Annotated in this window: 19 protein-coding genes; 7 read left to right on the top strand and 12 right to left on the bottom strand. The window is 67.8% G+C overall.

All coding sequences use genetic code 11. The annotated features are described in order from the left end of the window. Position 1: 1 nt before the first annotated feature. Both AAHS21_RS00195 and AAHS21_RS00190 read right to left on the bottom strand, forming a co-directional pair. A complete protein-coding gene (locus AAHS21_RS00195; RefSeq protein ID WP_342925749.1) occupies positions 2–2,377 on the bottom strand; it encodes a glycoside hydrolase family 65 protein in 2,376 nt (791 codons plus the stop codon). After that, positions 2,374–3,114, bottom strand: coding sequence for a beta-phosphoglucomutase family hydrolase (locus AAHS21_RS00190; protein WP_342925748.1), 741 nt, complete (start codon positions 3,112–3,114; stop codon positions 2,374–2,376). The genes AAHS21_RS00195 and AAHS21_RS00190 overlap by 4 nt, the downstream gene beginning before the upstream one ends. 221 nt (positions 3,115–3,335) lie before the next feature. On the opposite strand from AAHS21_RS00190, the gene AAHS21_RS00185 reads away from it, so the two are divergent. Continuing rightward, the gene (locus AAHS21_RS00185) at positions 3,336–4,592 is read left to right on the top strand and encodes an HNH endonuclease signature motif containing protein (protein WP_342925747.1); all 1,257 of its coding nucleotides are present in this window, start codon (positions 3,336–3,338) and stop codon (positions 4,590–4,592) included. A 163-nt stretch (positions 4,593–4,755) separates the two neighbouring features. Here the strand turns inward: AAHS21_RS00185 and AAHS21_RS00180 are convergent, their stop codons facing one another. From AAHS21_RS00180 to AAHS21_RS00170, 3 genes are read right to left on the bottom strand one after another with little or no spacing between them, the layout of a single operon-like run. Continuing rightward, on the bottom strand, positions 4,756–5,571 hold the full coding sequence (locus AAHS21_RS00180) for a methyltransferase domain-containing protein (protein ID WP_342925746.1): 816 nt from the start codon (positions 5,569–5,571) through the stop codon (positions 4,756–4,758). Further along, the gene (locus AAHS21_RS00175) at positions 5,568–6,638 is read right to left on the bottom strand and encodes an NmrA family NAD(P)-binding protein (RefSeq protein WP_342925745.1); all 1,071 of its coding nucleotides are present in this window, start codon (positions 6,636–6,638) and stop codon (positions 5,568–5,570) included. The genes AAHS21_RS00180 and AAHS21_RS00175 overlap by 4 nt, the downstream gene beginning before the upstream one ends. Further along, complete coding sequence (locus AAHS21_RS00170) at positions 6,635–8,170, bottom strand: MFS transporter (RefSeq protein WP_342925744.1); 1,536 nt, start codon at positions 8,168–8,170, stop codon at positions 6,635–6,637. Before AAHS21_RS00170 ends, AAHS21_RS00175 begins: the two co-directional genes overlap by 4 nt. A 79-nt stretch (positions 8,171–8,249) precedes the next feature. Between AAHS21_RS00170 and AAHS21_RS00165 the strand changes: the two genes are divergently transcribed. Continuing rightward, entirely contained in the window at positions 8,250–8,888 is a 639-nt protein-coding gene (locus tag AAHS21_RS00165; RefSeq protein ID WP_342925743.1) for a helix-turn-helix domain-containing protein, read from the top strand. 3 nt (positions 8,889–8,891) lie between these two features. On the opposite strand, the gene AAHS21_RS00160 is transcribed toward AAHS21_RS00165, so the two are convergent. Then, positions 8,892–9,545, bottom strand: coding sequence for a helix-turn-helix domain-containing protein (locus tag AAHS21_RS00160; protein ID WP_342925742.1), 654 nt, complete (start codon positions 9,543–9,545; stop codon positions 8,892–8,894). Positions 9,546–9,604: 59 nt separating this feature from the next. Here AAHS21_RS00160 and AAHS21_RS00155 point away from each other — a divergent pair, with 59 nt between their 5' ends. Both AAHS21_RS00155 and guaA read left to right on the top strand, forming a co-directional pair. Next, the gene (locus AAHS21_RS00155; protein ID WP_342925741.1) at positions 9,605–10,801 is read left to right on the top strand and encodes an acyl-CoA dehydrogenase family protein; all 1,197 of its coding nucleotides are present in this window, start codon (positions 9,605–9,607) and stop codon (positions 10,799–10,801) included. Positions 10,802–10,849: 48 nt separating this feature from the next. Next, entirely contained in the window at positions 10,850–12,445 is a 1,596-nt protein-coding gene (guaA, locus tag AAHS21_RS00150) for a glutamine-hydrolyzing GMP synthase (RefSeq protein ID WP_342925740.1), read from the top strand. A gap of 12 nt (positions 12,446–12,457) precedes the next feature. Here the strand turns inward: guaA and AAHS21_RS00145 are convergent, their stop codons facing one another. Beyond that, positions 12,458–13,063: a hypothetical protein gene (locus tag AAHS21_RS00145; protein ID WP_342925739.1), complete on the bottom strand. Its 606-nt coding sequence runs from the start codon at positions 13,061–13,063 to the stop codon at positions 12,458–12,460. A gap of 105 nt (positions 13,064–13,168) precedes the next feature. On the opposite strand from AAHS21_RS00145, the gene AAHS21_RS00140 reads away from it, so the two are divergent. Beyond that, a complete protein-coding gene (locus tag AAHS21_RS00140; RefSeq protein WP_342925738.1) occupies positions 13,169–13,855 on the top strand; it encodes a hypothetical protein in 687 nt (228 codons plus the stop codon). 6 nt (positions 13,856–13,861) lie between these two features. Then, positions 13,862–15,424 carry a DNA polymerase Y family protein gene (locus AAHS21_RS00135; protein ID WP_342925737.1) on the top strand — a complete coding sequence of 521 codons (1,563 nt, stop codon included), beginning with the start codon at positions 13,862–13,864 and terminating at the stop codon, positions 15,422–15,424. 6 nt (positions 15,425–15,430) lie between these two features. Here the strand turns inward: AAHS21_RS00135 and kasB are convergent, their stop codons facing one another. The 4 genes from kasB to AAHS21_RS00115 all read right to left on the bottom strand — a co-directional run bounded on the left by kasB (position 15,431) and on the right by AAHS21_RS00115 (position 20,540). Further along, positions 15,431–16,684: a 3-oxoacyl-ACP synthase KasB gene (gene kasB / locus AAHS21_RS00130; protein WP_342925736.1), complete on the bottom strand. Its 1,254-nt coding sequence runs from the start codon at positions 16,682–16,684 to the stop codon at positions 15,431–15,433. A 103-nt stretch (positions 16,685–16,787) separates the two neighbouring features. Next, positions 16,788–17,816, bottom strand: coding sequence for a nucleoside hydrolase (locus tag AAHS21_RS00125; protein WP_342925735.1), 1,029 nt, complete (start codon positions 17,814–17,816; stop codon positions 16,788–16,790). Beyond that, positions 17,813–19,807, bottom strand: coding sequence for an SDR family oxidoreductase (locus tag AAHS21_RS00120; protein WP_342925734.1), 1,995 nt, complete (start codon positions 19,805–19,807; stop codon positions 17,813–17,815). The genes AAHS21_RS00125 and AAHS21_RS00120 overlap by 4 nt, the downstream gene beginning before the upstream one ends. A 19-nt stretch (positions 19,808–19,826) precedes the next feature. Then, positions 19,827–20,540: a histidine phosphatase family protein gene (locus AAHS21_RS00115; RefSeq protein ID WP_342925733.1), complete on the bottom strand. Its 714-nt coding sequence runs from the start codon at positions 20,538–20,540 to the stop codon at positions 19,827–19,829. A 94-nt stretch (positions 20,541–20,634) separates the two neighbouring features. On the opposite strand from AAHS21_RS00115, the gene AAHS21_RS00110 reads away from it, so the two are divergent. Next, entirely contained in the window at positions 20,635–21,510 is an 876-nt protein-coding gene (locus AAHS21_RS00110) for a MaoC/PaaZ C-terminal domain-containing protein (protein WP_342925732.1), read from the top strand. Here the strand turns inward: AAHS21_RS00110 and otsB are convergent. Further along, entirely contained in the window at positions 21,507–22,580 is a 1,074-nt protein-coding gene (otsB, locus tag AAHS21_RS00105) for a trehalose-phosphatase (RefSeq protein ID WP_342925731.1), read from the bottom strand. The genes AAHS21_RS00110 and otsB overlap by 4 nt on opposite strands. Positions 22,581–22,617: the final 37 nt, after the last annotated feature.

The following is a 22,617-nucleotide window of genomic DNA, read 5'->3' as shown; positions in this document are numbered from 1 at the left end:
ATCAGTTGCCGCCGAGCTGGTGGGCCTGGGTCCGCCGGTGCGTGGGCTCGCAGCCGGGCGGTTGCGGCGGTGCCGGCAGCAGTGCTTTGCGCTGACGCACCGCGATGGTTTTCGGCGAGTCGGTCTTGAGCACGAGTTCCTCGCCGGCGTGCCGGATGGCCAGCTCGCCGCTGTCCCCGTCGCTCAGGGTGTAGGTGACGTCGTTGTGGTTGGCGTCGACGATCAGCCGGAAGGCACGCCACCGCACCCGGAACCGCAGCCGGGTGATGCCGTCGGGCAGCGCGGGATCGATCTCCAGGATGCCGTCGTCGTCGCGCAGGCCGCCAAAGCCCGCGACGATCGCCATCCAGGCGCCGGCCAGCGATGCCATGTGCAGCCCGTCGCGGGTGTTGGAGTGCAGGTCGCGCAGATCGATCAGCGCGGCCTCGTAGGCGTAGTCATGCGCCAGCTCCAAATGCCCGACCTCCGCGCACATCACGGCCTGGCAGCATGCCGACAGCGACGAGTCGCGCACCGTGCGCCGCTCGTAGTAGTCGACGTTGCGCGCCTTCTGCTCGGGGGTGAATGCGTGGCTTTGCCACTGCATCGCCAACACCAGGTCGGCCTGCTTGATCACCTGCGCCGGGTAGAGCCGCACATACGGTTCGTGCAGCAGCAGCGGATATTTGTGCCTTTTCTCGAAATCCCACTCCGCGAACTTGGTGAAACCCTCGCACTGCTGGTGGACACCGAGTTCTTCGTCGTAGGGAATGTGGACCGCGTCGGCCGCGTCCCGCCAGGAGGCGGTCTCCTCGTGGGTGACTCCCAGCGCTTCGGCCGACTCGGGGTGACGGTTGCAGGCATCCGCGGCGACCACCAGGTTGTGCGCGGCCATCAGATTCGTAAAGACGTTGTCGCGCACGATCGCGGTGTACTCGTCGGGGCCGGTGACCCCCTCGAGGTGCCAAACCCCGTGGCGGTCATGGTGTCCGAGCGACATCCACAGCCGCGCCGTCTCGACCAGTACCTTCAGCCCGCAATCGGCCTCGAGCGACTGATCGCCGGTGACGACGCGGTAGCGCTCGAAGGCCATCGCGATGTCGGCGTTGATGTGGAAGGCGGCGGTGCCGGCCGGCCAGTAACCGGAACACTCCTGGCCGCGGATGGTCCGCCACGGGAAGCTGACGCCCTCGAGTCCCAGTTCTTTCGCGCGGTCCCGGGCCATGTCCATCGTCGACGCCCGCCAGCGCAACGAATCGGCGACCGCGTGCGGCAGCGTGTAGGTGAGCACGGGAAGCACGAAACCCTCGGTGTCCCAGAACGCGTGGCCGTCGTAACCCGTTCCGGTCAACCCCTTGCTGGGAATGGCGCGCCGCTCGGCGCGGGCGCTGGCCTGCACGAGGTGAAAGAGCCCGAACCGCACCGCTTGCTGGGATTCCGAGTCGCCCTCGACCTCGACGTCGGCGTTTTCCCAGAAGTCGTCGAGGAACTCGCGCTGGGCTTTCACCAGCCCGTCCCACCCGCTGTAGCGGGCGCTGTGCAGCGCGGCGGCGACCTGGTCACGCAGCGCGGGCCGGGAGCGCTGGCTGGACCAGCCGTAGGCGAGGTATTTGACGATGCGCAGTTTCTGGCCGGGGCGCAGCCCGCAGATCACGGTGGTGCGTGCCAAGTCCGAACTCGCGTCGTTGGTGACCTCGACCCGTCCGGGCACCTCGACGATGTGATCCATGCCCGCGGCCATCATCAGTTGGCTGGCTCGGGTCCGGTGCATCAGCAGCGCGCCGCAGTCGGTCTCGTCGTGTTCGACGGCCTCCAGCGGGTTTTCCAGGATGGCCGACACCCGGGGGTCAGCCGACGTCGTCGGCTGGTCCTCGTTGGTGACGAGTTCGGATTGCACTGTGACACGGACGAACTCGTTGACCGCCTCGACGCAGTACTCGATGGCGGCGACGCTGCGGTGGGCCAGTGAGACCAGCCGGGTGGACGTCACCTTGACTTCCTTGCCCACCGGCGAACGCCAGTGCGCGTTGCGGGTCAGCGTTCCGGCCTTCAGGTCGAGGACCCGTTCGTGGGACACGAGTTCGCCGTAACGAACATCGAACGGCTCGTCCTCGACGAACAGCCGGATGATCTTGCCGTTGGTCACGTCGACGACGGTCTGACCGGCCTCCGGGTAGCCATAGCCGGCCTCGGCGTAGGGCAGCGGCCGGATCTCGTAGAACGAGTTCAGATAGGTGCCCGGCAGGCCGTACGGTTCACCCTCGTCGAGGTTGCCGCGCAGCCCGATGTGCCCGTTGGACAACGCGAAGAGCGATTCGGACTGGGCGATCAGGTTCAGGTCGAGCCGCGTCTCGCGGACTACCCAGGGTTCGACGGGGAAGGCTTCCTGGGTGATCATGCCTGGAGCAATTCTGCGAGGTCGGTGACCACGATGTCGGCGCCGCTGCGACGGAGATCGTCGGCCTGGCCGACTCGGTCGACACCGACCACGTAGCCGAAGTTCCCGGCACGACCTGCTGCCACACCCGACAGAGCGTCCTCGAATACGGCGGCCGCGTCGGGGGCGACGTCGAGTAGCTGCGCCCCCCGCAGATAGGAGTCGGGTGCGGGTTTGCCTTTGATGTGTTCCTCGCGCAGCGTCACCCCGTCCACGCGCTGCTGGACGAACCGCTCCAGCCCGGTGATCTCGAGCACCTCGCGGGTGTTGGCACTCGACGAGACCACGGCGATGCCCAGGCCCGCGGCCGAGACCGCCTCCAGGTAGCGCCGCGACCCGTCGAACACCTCGACGCCGTCTCGCTCGAGCACCTTCTGGAACATATCGTTCTTGCGATTACCCAGGCCGTAAACGGTTTCGGCGTCGCCGGAGTCGTCGTGATCGCCGTCCGGCAATTCGATTCCCCGACTTTGCAGAAACGACCGAACCCCGTCTTCGCGCTTCTTGCCGTCGACGTATGTCCGGTAGTCCGCGGCGGCATCGAAGGGCACGAACTTCTCCCCGGTGCGCTCGGCTCGCTGGGACAGGTAAGCGTCGAACATGGCCTTCCAGGCCTTGGTATGCACGCTTGCGGTGTCGGTCAGCACCCCGTCGAGGTCGAACAGGCAAGCACGCACCTTCTCTGGCAGACCCAGCACAAAGGATCCTCACTGTAGGGAGTAGTTGAGCGATACCACTCCACCATGCTTGACCGCAGGTCGCCAGCGATCCCACATACTTGCCACCCGCCGGACGATGCGGCTCGCTTCGGTCGGCAGGGTCTGTGGACAAATTCGTGACTGTGGATAGGGACGCGAGGTGGGTGCGGTGCGGCTTTGAGCGGCCGGGATTTGTCGTACCCCGCTGCGAGGATGTTGTTATGTCGTTGACCGCATCTGCTGAGGCTGTGGTGTCGTGCCCGCCGGATCGCCTGGGGGTGTTGTTCGAGGAGTTGGCGGAGTTGGCCGGTCAGCGCAATGCCCTTGATGGGCGCATCGTGCAGATCGCCGCGGAGATCGAGCGCGACGAGTTGTGCGGGGCCACCGGTGCGCGCTCGGTGGCGGCACTGCTGGGCTGGAAGCTGGCCTTGTCCTCGGCCAATGCCCACACGATCACCACGATCGCGGGCCGGCTCGCGGAATTCCCGCGGTGTGCGGCGGGGATGGCCGAGGGTCGGTTGTCGCTGGATCAGGTCGGGGTGATCGCCGCCGGCGCGGGTGCGGGATCTGATGCGCATTATGCGGCGCTGGCCGCGGTGGCCACGGTCAGCCAGCTGCGCACCGCGGTCACACTGGAACCACGACCCGACCCCGAACCCGATGCGGCCCGGCCGGACCCGCAAGCCTCGATCACCCAGAGTTCCGATGAACGCTTCAGCTGCTACCGGATCACACTCCCGCACCTGGATGCCGCGAAGTTCGACGCCGCGCTGGCCTCACACCGCGACGCGCTTGTCGCCGAATGGAAACGCGATCACCCCGATGGTGGGGGCGCTTCGGATCAGCGGCCCCCGCTGCCGAACACCGTCGACGCGTTCATGCGCCTGATCGAGGCCGGCTGGGATAGTGAGGCGGCCCGGCGCCCGCATGGGCAGCACACTACCGTGGTCGTGCACCTCGATATTGAGCAGCGCGCGGCGGCGCTGCATCTGGGTCCGCTGCTGTCCGACGCCGAACGCCAGTACCTGACCTGTGATGCCACCTGCGAGGTCTGGTTCGAACGCGACGGCGAACTCATCGGCGCCGGACGCACCACCCGGGTGATCAACCGGCGGCTGCGCCGCGCCCTCGAACACCGCCACCGCAGCTGCGCGATCCCCGGCTGCGGGGCCACCCGGGGTCTGCACGCCCACCACCTCGTGCACTGGGAAGACGGCGGCCCCACCGAACTAGCCAACCTGGTCCTGGTGTGCCCGTATCACCACCGGCTGCACCACCGCGGCGTCATCACCATCACCGGACCCGCCGACCACCTCAGCGTCACCGACGAGGACGGCCAACCACTGCGCCCAGGATCACTGGCGCGCCCACCCACCCAACCCCCACCCGACGTCCCACCATGCCCCGGACCCACCGGCGAACGCGCCCACTGGTGGTGGTATGACCCCTTCCAACCCCAACCCCCACCCACCAACTAACCCGGTCAGCCCGGCCCGGTGCTGAAACTCAAACATGCTGGGGCACAGAGACATTCGTTCACTTCATCCGGCGATAATTATCGCATCGCGCGCGTCGGGCCGACTACCAAACCGGCAGCGCCGCCACCCCACGACCTCCCCAACCGGCAGGCATTCACGGCAGTTAACCCGCGCTGTCCGCCCGGGCGATGCCCTGGATGACCCGCAGCCGACCGTCGGTCAACGCGGCGGTCAGGTTCTGCGCCTTGCGGGCGAAGTCGGCCACGAAGGCGTGCAGCCCCAGCGGGCCGGCGGGCTGGGCCAGCAGGGCTTGCATGACGGCCCCCGCCTGGTCGGTGAGATCGTTCCACTGTTGCACGACGAATCCGCAAGACTCGATGACCGAACGCAATTCCTCGGGGGCGACCAGATGGCTGTGTGCGGGCTGATCGGCCCACGGTAGCGGATAGGAGAGTTCGCGACCATCGCCAATGGTGATGTCCCACACGGCAAGACGTCCGCCGTTGACCAGCACCCGGTGGGCTTCGGCGTACAGGCGCGCCTTGTCGGCCACGTTCATCTGAACATGCTGGCTGATCACGACGTCGAAGCCGGCGTCCGCGAAGGGCAGCGCGGTCACATCGCCCTGGTGAACCGATATCCGGTCGTCCAGCCCGACGAGCCGGTTGAGCCAGCGATGTGTTTCGCAGTATTCCTCGGTGAGGTCGACGGCCGTAACGGTGCAGGCGAAGCGGTCGGCGACATAGCGCGCGGTGCCGCCGACCCCGCTGCCCGCGTCGAGCACCGCACTCGCGCTGGTGATCCCGGCGAGGTCCACCAGCGCACCTGTTGCGATGCGGCCCATGGTGTGGAAGTCCTCCAGCAGGCCGAGGTCGGCGGGTGCCAGGTGCTCGAGGTCCTTTCCGGCGGCGAGCAAGGCCTGCTCGATCTTGTGTTGTGACAGGCCGGTCGAATACTGGGTTCCCTGGGTGCTGTTCATGCGGAGATCCTTTCGGTGTGCTCGCTTCGCCACAGTGACGATTGCCCGGACAGTTGAGGATGTGCGGGCCGTGGATGCTGCTGGAGCCGGTCGAACCGATCCAGCCGATGCATCGGCACCAACGGGATCAACATGAAACTCCATAGCTGGCGTGCGAAATTAGCTGCGGTAAAGCGGGTTTCCGGCACGTTGGCATAACGCCGTGCGATCGTCAGAAAGTCTTCGGGTTCGACGCCGGCGACATCGCGCACATGCGTGGTCGGGCCGCCGACCTCCCAGCTCCCCAACGCGTGTTCGGGCAGGTAGTAGCGCAAGCTGGATTCGAAGAACAGGTCGGCGCCGAGCCGCTTCTTGTAGACGCGCACCGCGCGCATGAACATCCACCCGGGAACGTCGACATGCCGCACGCGTCGGCCCAACGCCTCGCCGATCGCGTCGGCGATCTGCGCTCCCGAGAGCAGCTCCGGTCCCGTTGGCCGGTAAGCGCGGCCGTCGTGCCGGTGCGGATCGAGTAGCGCACCCACTGCGACCCGGGCGATGTCTTCGTTGGAGGGCGGTGCATTTCGGCCGGCTCCGGTCGGTGTCGGCAACACGCCGAGTTGAGCGGCGACGGGGATCAACTGCAGATAGTTGTCCGCGAAATATCCCGGGTCGACGGCCACATGCGCGGTGTCCGGCAGCAGCTGGAAAAGCTTCTCGGTCAACCAGGCATGGCGGGTCATCAACGAGGGATGCTGCGGGCTGGCCAACCACTGCCCAAGCGCCACTACGGCTTCGGTACCCGCCTGCCGGGCAGCCACGGCGAAGGTGACTGCACTGTCGAGCGCGTGCGGGTGGTAAGGAGGGTTGAAGAACAGCCGGTCGATCCCGTGCATCGCGGCGCAGACCTGTTGAATGTCAAACATATCGGCGATGATGACGTCGGCTCCCAGCTGGCGTAGCCGCGCGCTGCGTGCGTCTTCACGGTGCACGACGGCCCGCGTGGCGACGCCCTTCTCGAGCAGCTGGGCCGCGACCGCACTGCCGACTTTTCCCGTCGCGCCAGTGACCAACACGCGAGTGTTCATGCGTCTTCCCTTTCCATGTGACGAGCCGTTTCCAATTGACGTGTCTGCTGCCGTGGCGGTAGCAGAGCCGCGACGGCGATCGCCGCGGCCAGTGCGATTCCCGCGCAGACCAGCGAGCCGACGTGCAGGCCGTCCAGGAACGCGCGGTTGACGGCGTCGCGCACCGGGCCGGCCTGCTCCGCGGGAAGCTGTTCGATAACCTTGTGCGCCAATGCCATTGAGTTACGCATCGCGGCGGTGACGCCGGTCGGCAATGCGGCCAGCGCGGGCGCCGAGCCCAGGTGTGCCGAGTAGACCGAGGCGAAGACGCTGCCCACGATGGCAACGCCCAGGGTGCCGCCGAGCTCACGCGTGGTGTCGTTGACGGCCGAGCCGATCCCGGCCTTGTCCGCGGACAGCGAACCCATGATCGATTCGGTGGCCGGCGAAAACGTCAGTCCGAGGCCGCCGCCGAGCAGCAGCATCTGCGCGGCGATCTCGGTGTAGCTCGTCGCGGCGTCCGCGGTCGATGCCCACGCCAGACCCGCCGCGAACACCGCCAGGCCGCCGGCCACGACGGCGGTGGTGCCGATCCACTCGACCAGCCGCGGCCCCAGGATGCTGGCCAACGCGATCGATATGGCGACCGGCAGTAACCGCACGCCACTCTGAAAAGCGCTGTACTCCTTGATGAATTGGAAGTACTGCGTGATGACGAAGATAAAGCCGAACAAGGTCAGAAAGCCCGCGGTCACCGCGAGGCTGCCACCGGAGAACCGGCGATTGGCGAATACCGTGACGTCCAGCATGGGATGGGTGCAGCGTCGCTCCCACCACGCGAACCCGGCGAGCAGGACAGCGGCGGTCGTGAATCCGACCGCGGCGCGGGGACTGGTCCAGCCCCACGTCGGTGCTTCGATGACGGTATAGACCAGCGCCGTGACGCCGGCCGCCGACAGCACCAAGCCGGGCACGTCGACGCGTGGTGCCGCGGGGTCGCGAGAAGTCGGCACGAACAGGACGGCGCCGGCGATGGCGACCACCGCGATCGGGATGTTCACCATGAAGATGGCGCCCCACCAGAAATGTTCGAGCAGCCAACCACCGCTGATCGGCCCCACCGCCACGCCGACACCGACCATCGCCGCCCACAGCCCGATCGCCTTGGCGCGGGGGACCGGGTCGGTGAAGATGTTGGTGATCAAGCCCAGTGTGGTCGGGAAGATCAGCGCTGCACCCACGCCCATGGCGGCGCGCGCCGCGACCAGCTGATCCGCGGAATTCGCCTGTGCCGCAAGGCCAGAAGTGATCGCAAACAGTGCGAGGCCGGCATTGAGCCAGCCTCGTCTGCCGTAGCGGTCGCTGAAGCTGCCGGCCGACAGCAGCAGCCCGGACATGACCAGGGTGTAGGCGTCGACGATCCATTGCAGTTGCGAGGTGTCGGCATTGAGTTCGCGCGCCAGCGTAGGCAGGGCGACGTTGACGATGGTGGCGTCGACGCTGATGACGAAGACGCCGAGGCAGATGACGGCGAGCGCGAGCTTCTTACCCATGGACAAGACAGTAAATCTAATAGACAAATAAATCAACCAAGAGATGGAAAAGGTTGTCTGCCGCTGGTAAACTGCGGGGGTGCGGACACGCAACTACAACCAGAACTGCCCGATCGCGCGGGGGCTCGACGTCCTGGGTGAGCGCTGGACGTTGCTGATCCTGCGCGAGCTGATCGGAGGGCCGCGCCGCTACGGCGACCTGCGCGCCGAATTGCCCGGCATCGCAACCAATCTGTTGGCCGAGCGCCTCAAGGAGCTGCAGGAGGCCGGGCTCGTCGACCGAACCGACCTCCCGGCACCCATCGGGCGCACCGTCTATACGCTCAGCGACCTGGGCTGGCAGCGGGTGCTGCCGATCATTCAGAGCATCGCGTGGTTCGGTCTGGACCGGCTGGATCCGATCGACGAAGGGCCGGTCACGCCGCTCAACGGGTTCCTGGCCGGCATCCTGCTGGGCTTCGACTCGGGCAAGGCGACGGGACTGGAAGCGACGTGCCGAGCCGAAATCGACGGTCGCCATTTTGATTTCGTGATCACGCAGGGACGCCTGGCCGGCGCTCGCGGCGAGCCCACGGTGACGATCACCGCCAGTGCGGCAGACCTCGTGACGGCCCGTCTCGCGACGGGCGACGCCAAGCGCAAGGCGGCTTTGCGTCGAATCGCCTTCACCGGCGAGCCCGAAACCGTCGACACCCTGCGTCAGGTGTTCTCGCTGTAAGGGTCAATCCTCGGGCTTGAGCAGGGCGCCAATCAGCGCTTGGGCCAGGAACCTGCCGTAGCGAGTGGCGGACCAACCGCGTTCCAGGACAAGGAGTTCGTAGAGCTCGGGTGCGTGGTAGGTCCACAGGATGTCACGCGCTTCCTTGGCGCTGACTCGCAGCTGTCCTGTCCCGGCCAGATCGGCCGCGAACATCGTCATGCCGGTCAGCGTTTCCTGCCGCGTCTGCTTCCAGACCTCGCCGGCGTCCGGCGACGACGCGGCGCCATCGCGCGCGAGCAGCTGGACCGGGGCGCTGCGCGGCATGGTTGCGGCCAGGTGCTTGGCATACATGTCCAGTTTGCGGGCCGCATCGGTTTCATCGGCAACGGCCTGGATCACGTCTCGCTGGACCATCGGGATCGGCTCGTCGTCGCCGGCGACGGACACATCGAACAGCGCTTTGAGCACGCCGGCCTTCGTCGTAAACGCCTTGTACACCGTCTCGACCGAGACGGCGGCGTCGCGCGCGATTTCGGCGATCGTCGTCGCCGCGTAGCCCTGGGCCAGGAACCGCTGCCGGGCGGCCACGAGCACCGCGTCCCGATTGCGCTGGGCCTGCTCGCGCCGACGGGTCGAGTCGTAGCGGCGGGGTGCCTGTTTGTTGACAGATCCCATAATTAAGTACATGCTCCTGTATTGAATACTATTAACTGTATGAAAATAGGGAACGTGACATGACAAGTGCAACATGCCCCACCGTCAGCCTGTCGAACGGTGCCGATTCCATCGCGGTGGCCCGCGCCCTGACACCCGAGATCAGCCGTCGCGCCGATGAAGCCGCGGCGCTCGGGACATTGCCCCTCGATCTGGTCGAGCGACTGCGCGCGGCCGGCATCTTCCGCGCCATGCAGCCGCGCTCGCTCGGCGGATTCGAAATAACCCCGGTCGACAACATCCAGATGATCGAGGAACTGGCGCGTGCCGACGGTTCCACCGGCTGGGTTGCCGCCATCGGCGGCGGCGCACCGGCGTTCACCGCCTGGCTCGAACCAGCCGTCGCCACAACGCTATTCGGTTCGGATGCCGACTTTTTATCGGCGACGATCTTCGCGCCCACCGGGCGTGCCGTCCCGGACGGCGGCGGCCGGCTCGGCATCGACGGGCGATGGCCGTTTGCCAGTGGTTGCCGCCACGCCGACTGGATACTGGCCGGTGTCTTCGTCCTCGACGGCGACCAGCCGCGAATGATCCCCGAGCAAGGGCCCGACCAGCGGCTCGCGTTCTTCCCGCGCGCCGAGGCCGAGATCGTCGACAACTGGGACGTCCTGGGGTTGCGCGCCACCGGCAGCAACGACGTGGCCGCCCGGGGTCTCACCGTTCCCGACGAGCACACCATCAGCCCGTTCTTCCATGCGGCCCGCCACGACGGCGCGTTGTGGCGAATTCCGTTCTTCACGCTCGCCGGGATCGGCATGGTCGGTGTCCCGCTCGGCATCGCGCGGCGCGCACTCGACGAATTCACCGATCTCGCGACCACGAAGTTGCGTGCCATGGCACCCGAGCCACTCGCGCAGGATGCCGCGGTCCAGGTCGAGTTTGCCAGTGCCGAAGCCGGTTTGAGGTCTGCGCGGGCATTCGTGCTCGATGAGGTCGGTGCGCTGTGGGACACCGCCATCGCCGGTGACCCACCGTCGCTCGAGCAGCGTGCCGGCTTCCGGCTGGCCGCCGTGGAGGCGATGCGCGCGGCGCGTCAGGTGGTCGATACGACATTCGGGCTGACCGGTGCGGGCGCGGTACACGCGAATCAGCCCCTGCAACGCTGCTTTCGGGATTTGCACACCCTGGGCCAGCACGCCTACTTCAGCCCCTCGGCGCTGAAGCGCTACGCCAACACCCGATTCGGCATTGCCCAACCGACCTACCTAATGTGACGCGTGGCCAAGCCCCCGGCCTCACACGCGAACACTAGACTCGTGACCGTGGCTGAACCTGCTGACCTCGACCCCGATCTTGGCGAAGTCCGACCCCCGACCCGACCGGTATTGGTCGTCGACTTCGGCGCGCAGTATGCGCAGTTGATCGCCCGTCGCGTCCGGGAAGCGCGGGTCTTTTCCGAGGTCATCCCGCACACCGCCTCGATCGAGGAGATCAAGGCCAAGGATCCCTTGGCGCTGGTGCTCTCCGGCGGGCCGGCCAGTGTGTATACCGAAGGCGCCCCGCAACTGGACCCTGCGGTGTTCGACCTGGGCGTGCCGGTGTTCGGCATCTGCTACGGGTTTCAGGCGATGGCACAAACGCTGGGCGGGACGGTCGCCCATACCGGTACCAGTGAATACGGTCGCACTGAGCTGAAAGTGCTTGGGGGAGAATTACATTCGGGACTGCCAGCGGCACAGCCGGTCTGGATGAGCCACGGTGACGCGGTCACGGCCGCGCCCGAGGGGTTCGATGTGGTGGCCAGCAGCCCGGGCGCGCCGGTCGCCGGCTTCGAGAACCGGGCCCGACGCCTGGCCGGGGTGCAGTACCACCCCGAGGTGATGCACAGCCCGCACGGGCAACAGGTGCTCAGCCGTTTTCTGCACGACTTCGCCGGGCTCGGCGCGCAGTGGACGGCCGCCAACATCGCCGATGCGCTGACCGAACAGGTACGGGCCCAGATCGGCGACGGCCATGCGATCTGCGGGCTGTCCGGCGGGGTGGATTCCGCGGTGGCCGCCGCACTGGTGCAGCGCGCCATCGGGGACCGGCTGACCTGCGTCTTCGTCGACCATGGGCTGTTGCGTGCCGGCGAGCGCGCGCAGGTGCAGCGCGATTTCGTCGCCGCCACCGGCGCCAACCTGGTGACCGTCGACGCGGCCGACACCTTCCTCGAGGCGCTGTCGGGGGTGACCAACCCCGAGGGCAAGCGCAAGATCATCGGCCGCCAGTTCATCCGGGCCTTCGAGGGCGCGGTGCGAGACATTGTGGGCGACACCGATTCTGAAGTCGACTTCCTGGTGCAGGGCACGCTGTATCCGGACGTGGTGGAGTCCGGCGGGGGCAGCGGGACCGCGAACATCAAGAGCCACCACAACGTTGGCGGTCTGCCCGACGACCTGAAGTTCAAACTCGTCGAGCCATTGCGGTTGCTGTTCAAGGACGAGGTGCGCGCGGTCGGCCGGGAGCTCGGTCTGCCAGAGGAAATCGTTGGGCGCCAGCCCTTTCCGGGTCCAGGACTGGGTATCCGGATCATCGGCGAGGTCACCGCGCAGCGGCTGGACACGCTGCGGCGTGCCGACTCGATCGCCCGCGAGGAGCTGACCGCCGCGGGCCTGGATAACCTGATCTGGCAGTGCCCGGTGGTGTTGCTGGGCGAGGTGCGCTCGGTGGGTGTGCAGGGCGACGGCCGCACCTACGGTCACCCGATCGTGCTGCGGCCGGTGTCCAGCGAGGACGCCATGACCGCGGACTGGACCCGGGTGCCCTACGAGGTACTGGAACGCATCTCGACCCGGATCACCAACGAGGTCCGCGAGGTCAACCGCGTGGTGCTGGACATCACCAGCAAGCCGCCCGGCACCATCGAGTGGGAGTAGTTTTTCGCGCGGCTACTTCACGAATTCTCTTCTGCCGTAAGCAATATCAGCTGCTTGCCAGTTGCCGCCGGCCGCATTGACGAGTCGGCGGGCGAGGTCGCGGTCGTCGTTTGCGGCGATCAGAACCAGGGTGTGGTCGGTCGCGGTGACGGATCCGCCGCGCAACCGGTCGCGGGCGGAAAGATCGGCCGCCAGCGCGGTGGCGAGCCGCTCGATGTCGACATCCGGCACGGTGATCATGAGCGCGTCCTCCTGCGGTGCGGTCTGTGGCAGGTAGTCGAAGGACAGCACCGATTCCTGGTCGAATTGACGGCGCAGTGCCTCGGCGGCGGTGTGCAGGGCGTCCTCGGTGCCGCACAGCTGGAATTCATGCGAACGCTCCAGGGTGATTCGCTGCTGCGCGTCGGACCAGTACACCCCGTCGAGCGGCTTGGACGCGGTGACCGTCACGCCATTGAGGGCGAACGTCAGATCGGCCTCCGGCTCGAAAAAGGGATCACCGTTATCGGCGGCGAAGAATTCAGCCGGTTGACAGCTCCCGACCTCGCTTCGAGCCGGCGGGGGCACCACGATGGCGCCACAAATGAGCACCAGAAGCCACAACAGCACCGACCGCATAAGCAGCCTCTCCCGTTTCTTGACGGTTGTCGGAGGGTGGGTGTTTACTCGAATTAATCGAACATACATTCGAATATTATCGAGGAACTGCTGGTAGGAGGCTATATGACGGCGGCTGTCGCCTCCGACCTGGATCGTGCGGAACAGCTCGAATCGCTACGCCGGCAGATGGCGGTGTTGTCCGGGAAAGCGCCCGAGAGGCCCGCCGCCCGCCCCGATAGCCTGCTGCCCGAATCGGAGTCCCGGCTGCCGGTCCCGCAGTGGCTGGCCGAGGCGCTCCCCGCGCAACTACCCCGGGGGTCGGTGGCGGTGCTGTCGGGAGCGCGGTCGCTGCTGCTGAGCATGGTCGCCGCGGTGACGGCGGCCGGGGGAAACGCGGCCATCGTCGGTCAGCCGGATATCGGGCTGCTGGCCGCGGTGGAGATGGGGGCGGATCTGAGCCGGCTCGCGGTGATACCAGACCCCGGGACCGATCCGGTGGAAGTGGCCGCGGTGCTCATCGACGGCATGGATCTGGTGGTGCTCGGACTGGGTGGGCGGCGGGTGCCGCTGACCCGGGCGCGGGCGGTGGTGGCTCGCGCCCGCCTCAAGGGCTGCACCCTGCTGGTCACCGACGGCGACTGGCAGGGGGCGCCGACCCGGCTGAAGGCCCGGGTCAGCGGCTATGAGATCACGGCAGGTCACCGCGACGCCCCGGTTTGCGGATTCGGACGCATCAGCGGAGTGCGGCTGCAGGTCAGTGGGGTGTGCGCGGGGAGACGGGTGACCGGCAGCCGGACGCGAGCCGGGTGAGTTCGAATGTCTTCCCGGGTGCTGGCCATTTGGTGCATGGACTGGCCGGCGGTCGCGGCGGCAGCAGCGGCGGAGGTATCCATGACGACCCCGATCGCGGTCACCCTGGCCAATCGGGTGATCGCCTGCTCGTCGGCTGCGCGTGCGGCCGGAGTGCGGCGAGGGTTGCGACGCCGCGAGGCCGCGGCCCGTTGCCCGCAACTGCACGTCGCCAGCGCCGACGCCGACCGCGACGCCCGCTTTTTCGAGGGGGTGATTGCGGCGGTCGACGACCTGGTGCCTCGTGCCGAGGTGCTGCGCCCCGGTCTGCTGGTGTTGCCGGTGCGCGGAGCGGCCCGCTATTTCGGGTCCGAACAACAGGCCGCCGAAAGGCTGATCGACGCGGTGGCCGCAGCCGGGGCCGAGTGTCAGGTCGGGATTGCCGACCAGCTGTCCACCGCGGTCTTCGCCGCCCGGGCGGGTCGTGTCGTGGCGCCCGGCGGCGATGCGAAGTTCCTGTCGGTGCTGTCTATCCGGCAGCTGGCCACCGAGCCTAGCCTGTCCGGTCCGGGGCGAGAGGAGCTCACGGATCTGTTGTGGCGGTTGGGGATTCGCACCATCGGTCAGTTCGCCGCACTGTCGGCGACCGACGTGGCTTCCCGGTTCGGCGCCGACGGGTGCAGCGCACACCGGTTCGCCCGCGGCGAGCCCGAGCGAGGCCCGTCCGCGCGGGAGCCACCGGCCGAACTCGAGGCCGTGCTGGATTGCGATCCCCCGATCGACCGGGTCGATGCCGCGGCATTCGCCGGACGCTCGCTGGCCGGCACGCTGCACCAGATGCTGATGTCCGCCGGAGTGGGGTGCACCCGGCTGTCCATTCACGCCGTCACCGCCAACGGCGAAGAACTGAACCGGGTATGGCGGTGCGCCGAGCCGTTGACCGAGGACGCCACCGCCGATCGGGTGCGCTGGCAACTGGACGGGTGGTTGAGCAGCCGGACCGCCCGCAATCCTCGCCCGACGGCGCCGGTGACATCGCTGCGGCTGCAGGCGGTGGAGGTGGTGTCCGCCGAGGCGCTGCAGCTGCCGTTATGGGGCGGCCTCGGTGAGGAGGACCGGCAGCGGGCCCGCCGCGCCCTGGTGCGGGTGCAGGGCCTGCTCGGGCCGGAAGCGGTGCGGGTGCCGGTGCTGTCCGGAGGCCGCGGACCCGCCGAACGCATCACGCTGACTCCGCTGGGTGACGAGCCGGTTCCGGATGCCGACCCGGGGTTGCCGTGGCCCGGTCAGCTGCCGGACCCGTCGCCGGCGGTACTGCTCGACGATCCGGTGGAATTGCTTGACGCCCAAGGGAATTTGATACGGGTGACCGCCCGGGGGATGTTCTCCGCTGACCCGGTGCGCCTGGTCTCCCGCGGCAGCGACGACCCGCTGCGCTGGTGGGCCGGGCCGTGGCCGGTCGACGAGCGGTGGTGGGATCCGGACCGATCGCCGGGCCGCACCGCCCGCGCCCAGGTGTTGCTGGAAAGTGGGCGGGCATTGCTGCTGTGCTATCGCCAGCGGCGGTGGTACCTCGAAGGAAGCTACGAGTAGGGGGTGTCAGTACCGGCCGAAGGCCACGGCGACGTTGTGGCCACCGAAGCCGAACGAGTTGTTGAGCGCGTACCGGTAATTGCCGGGCCGCGGCTTGCCCGCCACCACATCCAGGTCGATCTCGGGGTCCAGGTTTTCCAGGTTCAGGGTCGGCGGGATCACCTGATCCCGCAGCGCCAGCACGGTCAGAATCGACTCCACCGCGCCGACCGCCCCCACCGAGTGGCCCAGCGCGGCCTTCGGCGCGTACACGGCCGCTTTGTTGCTGCCCAGCGCGTTGTTGATGGCCTTGGCCTCGGCCAGGTCGCCGACCAGGGTGCCGGTGGCGTGCGCATTGACGTGGTCGATGTCGCCGGGAGTCAGCCCTGCCAGCTGAATCGCCCTGCTCATCGCATGCCCGGCGCGTGCGCCATTGGGGTCCGGCGCCACCATGTGGAAGCCGTCCGAGGTGATGCTGGCGCCCATGATCCGGGCCAGGATGTTGGCGCCCCGGGCCTTGGCGTGCTCCTCGGTTTCGATGACCATCAGCGCGCCGGCCTCGCCGAACACGATGCCGGTCCGGTCCCGATCGAACGGGCGGCACGCCCCGGGCGGGTCGTCGTTCTTCGTCGACAACACGATGCGCATCTGGCCGAACGCCGCGATCGCGACCGCTTCGATCTTGACCTCGACACCGCCGCAGATGGCGATATCGGCCTCGCCGAGGACGATACTGCGCCAGGCCTGCGCGATGCCTTCGGAGCCGGATGCGCACGCCGAGATCGGGGTGAGCACCCCGGCCCTGGCGTGTCGTTCCAGCCCGATCGCCGCGGCGGGGGCGTTGGGCATGTACTTCGCCACCGCCAGCGGCGAAACCCCCTGCATGCCGCGGGCGCGGATGTCGTCGTAGCTGAACACTATTTGCTCGGCCGAGCCCAGGCCGGTCCCGACGGACACCAGCAATCGGTTGGGGTCGACCTCGGGCGATCCGGCGTTCTCCCACAGCCGGCGGCTCAAAACCGTGGTCATCTTCGGCAGCCAGCCCATTCGGTGGCGCTCGGCACGTGTCAAACCGTGGTCGAAATCCTCCAACAGGTGGCCGCCGATGCGTACCGGCAGGTCATAGTGCTCGACAAACGAGTCCTCAAGCGTGCGGATACCGCTTTGGCTGTCCAGCAACAACTTCCAAGTGTTCTCGGCGTCGGTAGCCACCGAGGTTGTCATGGCAATGCCGGTGACCACTACGTTTGGTAGTGCCTTCCCCGTTACCAGCTCTGTCATCGCGAAGTCCTCCCAGTGTTGACTAACGCAACCCCGCGTAGATATCCACCTATTCCAGCGTTGCTGGGCGGGTTCTGTCAACGGAAGCCGGCAGCCGGGCCCCTTAGGGGGCGAGCCGCCGCGCGAAGGGCCCCACACGTTCGATGAACCGGTCGAAGAATGCCGCCGGATCGACGCCAACGCCGATGCGCGCGTTAGGTTCTCGGCGCCAGTCCGTGACCGTCATGCCGCGGGTCAGGGTGCCGGCGAGCTCGATGTCCACCCGCCCCGAGCGGGTCGCGATGAGTTCAGGATCCAGCGCGACCGCCGCGGCCAAGGGGTCGTGCAGATGTGCCAGGTATCCGTGCCCGTTGTCGTAATAACCCTCGAGGTAGAACCGCAGCGCGTCTTCGATCACTCGGATCACCGGATTGGACGCCGTCGATCGGGTGCCCCGGCGGTCGTCCACGCTCATCATCGTCGACGTCGATCCCGCGGCGTCGGCAAATCTCGCCAGGACTTCCGGTGTGATCGCGACGTTGCGTGTCAGATCCAGGCCACACAGGATCGGAAGCTGCTGCGGTCCAAGGTTTTCGCTGGACCAGGCCGCGAACACCTCGGCGGCCGCCTCGGGGTCCACGCTGATGTTCCATTCCGCCACCGCGGTGGTGTTACCGATGTGGTCGTAGGAGCCACCCATGATGACCAACCGGCGCAACAGTGTTGGCAGTGCGGGCTCGGCGCGCAGCGCCAGCGCCAGATTGGTCAGCGGACCGGTCGCCACGCCGATCAGCTCGCCGGGGAACGCCTGCGCCGCGCGCACCCAGGCGGTGGCCGAGTCGTAGTCGGTCAGCGCCGCGTTGCTCGGTGGCACGTCGGCATACCCCAGGCCGCGCGGGCCATGGACTTTGGATGGGGTGCGCAGCGGGCCGGCCAGTGCTTCGTCGGCGCCCTTCGACACCGGGACGCCGGTGGCTTGGCACAGCTCGAGAAGGCCGAGGTTGTTCGCGCAAACCTGTTGTACGCCAACATTTCCCCCGGTCGACGCGATGCCGACCAAATCGGCGTCCGGGCTGGCCAGCAGGTAGATCAAGGCCAGCGCGTCATCGACGCCGGTGTCGACGTCGGCGAACACCGGCCAGGATTGGGTCACCAATGAACCCCGGGCACCAGGCGGACTGCCTTGCGGACCGGTCGGGGGACCCCGATGCGGCCGACGGCGCGCACCGGGCGTTTGGGCCGCCTTTTCCGCGCAGCGCCGTCTGCCGGCGAAACTCCCAGCGCGGCAGCCGAATCGGGGTAACCCAGATAGACCTGGTGCAGAATTCGCCGCGACGTCCTAGGCAACAGGTAGTTGCCGGCCTCGGCCAGGGTGCCCAGTGGTGTGTCGATGCGTGCCGGCTTCTCGACCAGTCCGCGCACCACCATCGCGGCCGCCCGCTCAGGGCTGATCGGCGGCACCGGGTTGAGCCGCTGGGAGGGCACGATCATCGGCGTCTTGACCAGCGGCATATGGATATTGGTAAACGTGATGTGGTCGGACAGCGTCTCCGAGGCAACCACGTCGGAAAACGCGTCCAGTGCGGCCTTGGTCGGCAGATACGAGCTGTACTTGGGGTTGCGGGCCAGCACGCCCGCGCTGGAGACGTTGACGACATGGCCGAATCGGCGCTCCCGCCAATGCGGTAGCAGCGCCAGCACCATGCGGACGGCGCCGAAGTAGTTGACCGCCATCACCCGCTCGTAGTCGTGCAGGCGATCGGTGGAGTTGACCACCGAACGGCGGATCGAACGGCCCGCGTTGTTCACCAGGTAATCGACATGACCGAAGCGGCCCAGGATGTCCTTGACAGTGTGCTCCACCGATATCGAATCGGTGACATCGCAGGTGAAGGCATGGGCCTGACCGCCGTTCGCGCGGATCTCGGCGACCAGCTCGTCGAGTGCGGAGCCGTTGCGCGCCAGCGCGAACACCGTGGCGCCCCGTTCGGCAACCGCGATCGCCGATGCCCGGCCGATGCCACTGGATGCGCCGGTGATGATCACGTGCCGCCCCTGCAGGGGACCGTCCGGGGCGTCGCGGCGGGCGCGGTCGGGATCGAGATGCTCGGCCCAGTACCGCCACAGCTTGGGTGCGTAACCGGCGAACTCGGGCACTTCAATCCCGGTGCCGTGCAATGCATTTTGCGTCTTATCGCTGACAAACGTGGGGATCAGGTCGACGAGATCCAGCACCTCGGCCGGAATCCCGAGCTGGGTGGCCGCCATGTTGCGTACCCGCTTGACTCGCCCGCTGGCCTTCAGCACCGGTGCAGCCACCGAGCGGGGCAGCGAGCCGCGCAGCGCGGGCAGTCCGGCGGTTTTGGCGACGCCACGGTAAATACCGCGCAGCCCAATGGTTTTCGGCGAGGTCAGGTGGAAAGTTTGCCCATCGGAGCCGTCGACGTGCATCAGGGCGACGAGCGCGTCGACGACGTAGTCGACCGGGACGATGTTGGTGCGCCCGGTGTCGGGCAGCATGATCGGGGTCAACGACGGCAAGACGGCCAGCTTGGACAGCACGCCGAAGAAGTAGTACGGGCCGTCGATCTTGTCCATCTCGCCGGTGCGTGAGTCGCCGACCACGACGGCCGGCCGGTAGATGCGGTAGCGCAGCCCGGGTTGCGACCGGACCAGCAATTCGGCCTCGAACTTCGTCTGGTGGTACGGGGTGGGCAGCAGCTGGCCGACGTCGAAGTCGTCTTCGGTGTACTCGCCGTCGAAGTCTCCCGCCACGGCGATCGACGACACGTGGTGAAGCGTCGCGTCCAGGCGTCGCGCCAGCTCGATCACGGCGCGGGTGCCCTCGACGTTGGCGGCGCGCTGTTCGGCCTCGCCGGCCGTGACGTCGTAGATCGCCGCGCAGTGCACGAGATGGTCGACCCGGCCCAGCTCGGCCAACCGCTCATCGGTCAGCCTCAGCTCCGGCAGCTCACCGACCAGCGGTTTGGCGCGTTCACCCCACCGTGCAGCGAGGCGTTCGAAGCGTCCCAGCGACTGGGGCCGGACCAAAACCCAGACGTCGGCGTCGGGCCGAGTGTCCAACAGGCGAGCTACGACGCGGCGACCAATAAACCCGGTACCGCCGGTAACGACATACCGCATGGGGTCATGGTAGCGGGGATCAGCTGAAGCTGCGGATGCCGTCCCACTCGACCAGCGTCCACCCGTCCGTCGGGTTTCCGGTGAGCACCACGCGGCCGACGTTCGGCAGCGGATGGGTGCTCAACAGGCTGCTCTTGCCGTTGCGGGCGTTCATCAGCGTCCACGCCATGATCGCGGCGCCCTGGGAGAAGACGACCGGCTTGCTGTGGCCGCTGTTGTAAACCTTGTTCACCGCGGCGGTGAACTCGTTGTTGAACTGCGTGCCGCTCACCGATCCCGGGATGCTGTCCGCGATGTCGCCGTTGATCCAGTCCGCCGGCGCCAACATGTACGTCGTAGCCGCCATCGATTGAGGTTTGCCGTTGTACCAGCCGGCACCCAGCGCCTGTACGCCGCTCAGGACCTCCACCTGCTTACCGAGTTCACTGGCCAACGGCCCGGCAGTCTGCTGTGCCTCGGCCATCGCGGAAGCGTAAACGGCGTCGAAGTCGTTGCGGCCGCTCTGGTGGGCCAGCTGTTGGGCCTGGCCCCTGCCCTCGGCGGTGAGGCCGGAGCCGGGGGGGTCGGTGTTGATGACGCCGTCGGCATCGGCTTGGGTCTGGGCGTTTCGGATGAACGTCAACGTGATGGCGCGCGCCTGCGTCGACCCCCCGCAGGCACCGACGATGAGCGTTGCCGCGAGTACGGCCCCTGTTTTCCAGAAGGCCTTTCCGATCATGCTGCGCGTGGCCATGTCGATAGCCTGCCCTGCCGACTGCCCCATGGGGAAGGGTTTGCAATGGTTGAGTGCGCAAAAGCGTGAATCTGGTAGTCGAGAGGAGACTCGCATGGCGATTGACCCGAGTGCTGTCGGTGCGGTGACCGAGCCGAAGTTGTTCGACTGGACCGACCGGGACACCCTGCTCTACGCCCTCGGCGTCGGCGCGGGGCTCGACGACCTGTCGTTCACCACCGAGAACAGCCACGAGATCACCCAGCAGGTGCTGCCCACCTACGCGGTGATCTGCTGCCCGGCGTTCGGGGCGGCGGGCAAGATCGGAGATTTCAACTGGGCGATGCTGCTACACGGTTCGCAAGGGATCCGGCTGCACGCGCCGCTGCCCCCGGCGGGCAAGTTGTCGGTGGTCACCGAGGTCACCGACATTCAGGACAAGGGCGAGGGCAAGAACGCGGTGGTGATGCTGCGTGGCCGCGGCACCGACCCGGATACTCAGGAGCTGATCGCCGAAACGTCGACCACCTTTGTGGTCCGCGGCGCGGGCGGGTTCGGTGGGCAACCGGGTCAGCGCCCCCTCGCGCCGGAATTCCCGGATCGCGAGCCCGACATCACCCGGGCCCTGCCCACCCGCGAGGACCAGGCGCTGATCTACCGGCTCTCCGGTGACCGCAACCCGCTGCACAGCGACCCGTGGTTCGCCCGGGAGTTGGCCGGTTTCCCCAAGCCGATCCTGCACGGGCTGTGCAGCTATGGGGTGGCGGGCCGCGCGCTGGTCGCTGAGCTCGGCGGCGGGCAGGCCGCGAACATCACCTCGATCGACGCGCGCTTCAGCTCGCCGGTGTTTCCCGGCGAGACGTTGACCACGCTGATCTGGCGCACCGAGCCGGGCAAGGCGGTCTTTCGCACCACGGCTTCGGGTGCGCAGGGCGCCGAGGCGGGACGAGTCGTGCTCGACGACGGCGCGGTCGAATACGCGCAGAGCTAGCGGGCGGCGGCCAACTGGCGCGCCAGGCGATCGACGAAGTCGGCCGCGGCGGCCGGGCTGTCCAGCGCGAACTGCGCGGCGGTAGCCCGGTCGCCGTCGTCGTTGTGCCGCACCAGGATTGGGATTCCGTCCGGGTGCACCGCGTCGAACGCGTCCTCGTCGGTGATGTCGTCGCCGAAAAAGATCGGTGTCAGGCCCGCCGATCCGTCCAGGTGCTCGAGGACCCAGTGCAGCGTCTTGCCCTTGTCCCAGTCGATGTCCGGGCGTAGCTCGATGACCTCACGGCCGGTGGTCACCCGAAGCGCCTCGCGCTGACCCGCGGCGCGCACCACTGCCGTCACCTCGCCGACGCGATCTCGCGCCGCGTTGCGATAGTGCACGGCAACGCCAAACCGCTTGTGCTCCACCCTGACCCCCGGAATCGACCCGAGCCGCTCGCGCAGCTGAGCGGCCGCGGATTCCAGCACCGGTATGGCCGCGGCCGCGGCGTCGTTTTGGTGATGCGTTCCGTCGGGCGCGGTCAGTTCGAATCCATGGCTGCCGGCATACCAGAGACCCGGCAGGCCGACGCGTGCCGTGACGTCGGCGAGGTCGCGGCCGGACAGGATCGCGACCGGGCAGCGCGCGGCCAACCGCTGCAGCGCGTCGGCCGCACCGGCGACCAGCTGCGCCGAGTCCGGATCGTTGACGATGTCCGAGAGCGTGCCGTCGAAGTCGAAGAACGCCGCCGGGCGCCGGGCCGCGAGGTCCTCGCCAAGCAGCTGCGACGCGTCGGGCAGCTGCGACATCCGCAGGTCCCCGGTGCGGACCGTGACATCACCCAGGTCCTGCGCACCGATCACCAAAGCGAATCCGGCATCGCGCGCGGCCGTGGCCACCGTGTCGCTGGCCGCGACGACCACACTGCGGCCCGCCCGCACGCCCAGCCGGTCGGCGGTCGCGGCCGGGTCCTCAACGCCCAGGGCGACGCGCACCCCGGCCTCGCGCAGTCGCGCTACCGGCGCGGAGTCGACGTCTCGCTCAAACAGCACCGCGTCGTGGCGGCGCGGGTCGATGGTGACCGATGGCACCGATCAACCCTCTCACGGTGATCAATGCCGCTCGGGT

The organism is Mycobacterium sp. 050272, from assembly GCF_039023525.1.
Lineage (GTDB): Bacteria > Actinomycetota > Actinomycetes > Mycobacteriales > Mycobacteriaceae > Mycobacterium.
This window is presented reverse-complemented; position numbering and strand designations above follow the sequence as displayed.

What these genes read in the sequence shown, in the direction of transcription:
- AAHS21_RS00195 (WP_342925749.1), bottom strand. Translation starts at nt 2,377, where the DNA reads ATGATCACCCAGGAAGCCTTCCCCGTCGAACCCTGGGTAGTCCGCGAG.
- AAHS21_RS00185 (WP_342925747.1), top strand. Translation starts at nt 3,336, where the DNA reads ATGTCGTTGACCGCATCTGCTGAGGCTGTGGTGTCGTGCCCGCCGGAT.
- AAHS21_RS00180 (WP_342925746.1), bottom strand. Translation starts at nt 5,571, where the DNA reads ATGAACAGCACCCAGGGAACCCAGTATTCGACCGGCCTGTCACAACAC.
- AAHS21_RS00175 (WP_342925745.1), bottom strand. Translation starts at nt 6,638, where the DNA reads ATGAACACTCGCGTGTTGGTCACTGGCGCGACGGGAAAAGTCGGCAGT.
- AAHS21_RS00170 (WP_342925744.1), bottom strand. Translation starts at nt 8,170, where the DNA reads ATGGGTAAGAAGCTCGCGCTCGCCGTCATCTGCCTCGGCGTCTTCGTC.
- AAHS21_RS00160 (WP_342925742.1), bottom strand. Translation starts at nt 9,545, where the DNA reads ATGGGATCTGTCAACAAACAGGCACCCCGCCGCTACGACTCGACCCGT.
- AAHS21_RS00155 (WP_342925741.1), top strand. Translation starts at nt 9,605, where the DNA reads ATGACAAGTGCAACATGCCCCACCGTCAGCCTGTCGAACGGTGCCGAT.
- AAHS21_RS00145 (WP_342925739.1), bottom strand. Translation starts at nt 13,063, where the DNA reads ATGCGGTCGGTGCTGTTGTGGCTTCTGGTGCTCATTTGTGGCGCCATC.
- AAHS21_RS00140 (WP_342925738.1), top strand. Translation starts at nt 13,169, where the DNA reads ATGACGGCGGCTGTCGCCTCCGACCTGGATCGTGCGGAACAGCTCGAA.
- AAHS21_RS00135 (WP_342925737.1), top strand. Translation starts at nt 13,862, where the DNA reads ATGTCTTCCCGGGTGCTGGCCATTTGGTGCATGGACTGGCCGGCGGTC.
- kasB (WP_342925736.1), bottom strand. Translation starts at nt 16,684, where the DNA reads ATGACAGAGCTGGTAACGGGGAAGGCACTACCAAACGTAGTGGTCACC.
- AAHS21_RS00120 (WP_342925734.1), bottom strand. Translation starts at nt 19,807, where the DNA reads ATGCGGTATGTCGTTACCGGCGGTACCGGGTTTATTGGTCGCCGCGTC.
- AAHS21_RS00115 (WP_342925733.1), bottom strand. Translation starts at nt 20,540, where the DNA reads ATGGCCACGCGCAGCATGATCGGAAAGGCCTTCTGGAAAACAGGGGCC.
- AAHS21_RS00110 (WP_342925732.1), top strand. Translation starts at nt 20,635, where the DNA reads ATGGCGATTGACCCGAGTGCTGTCGGTGCGGTGACCGAGCCGAAGTTG.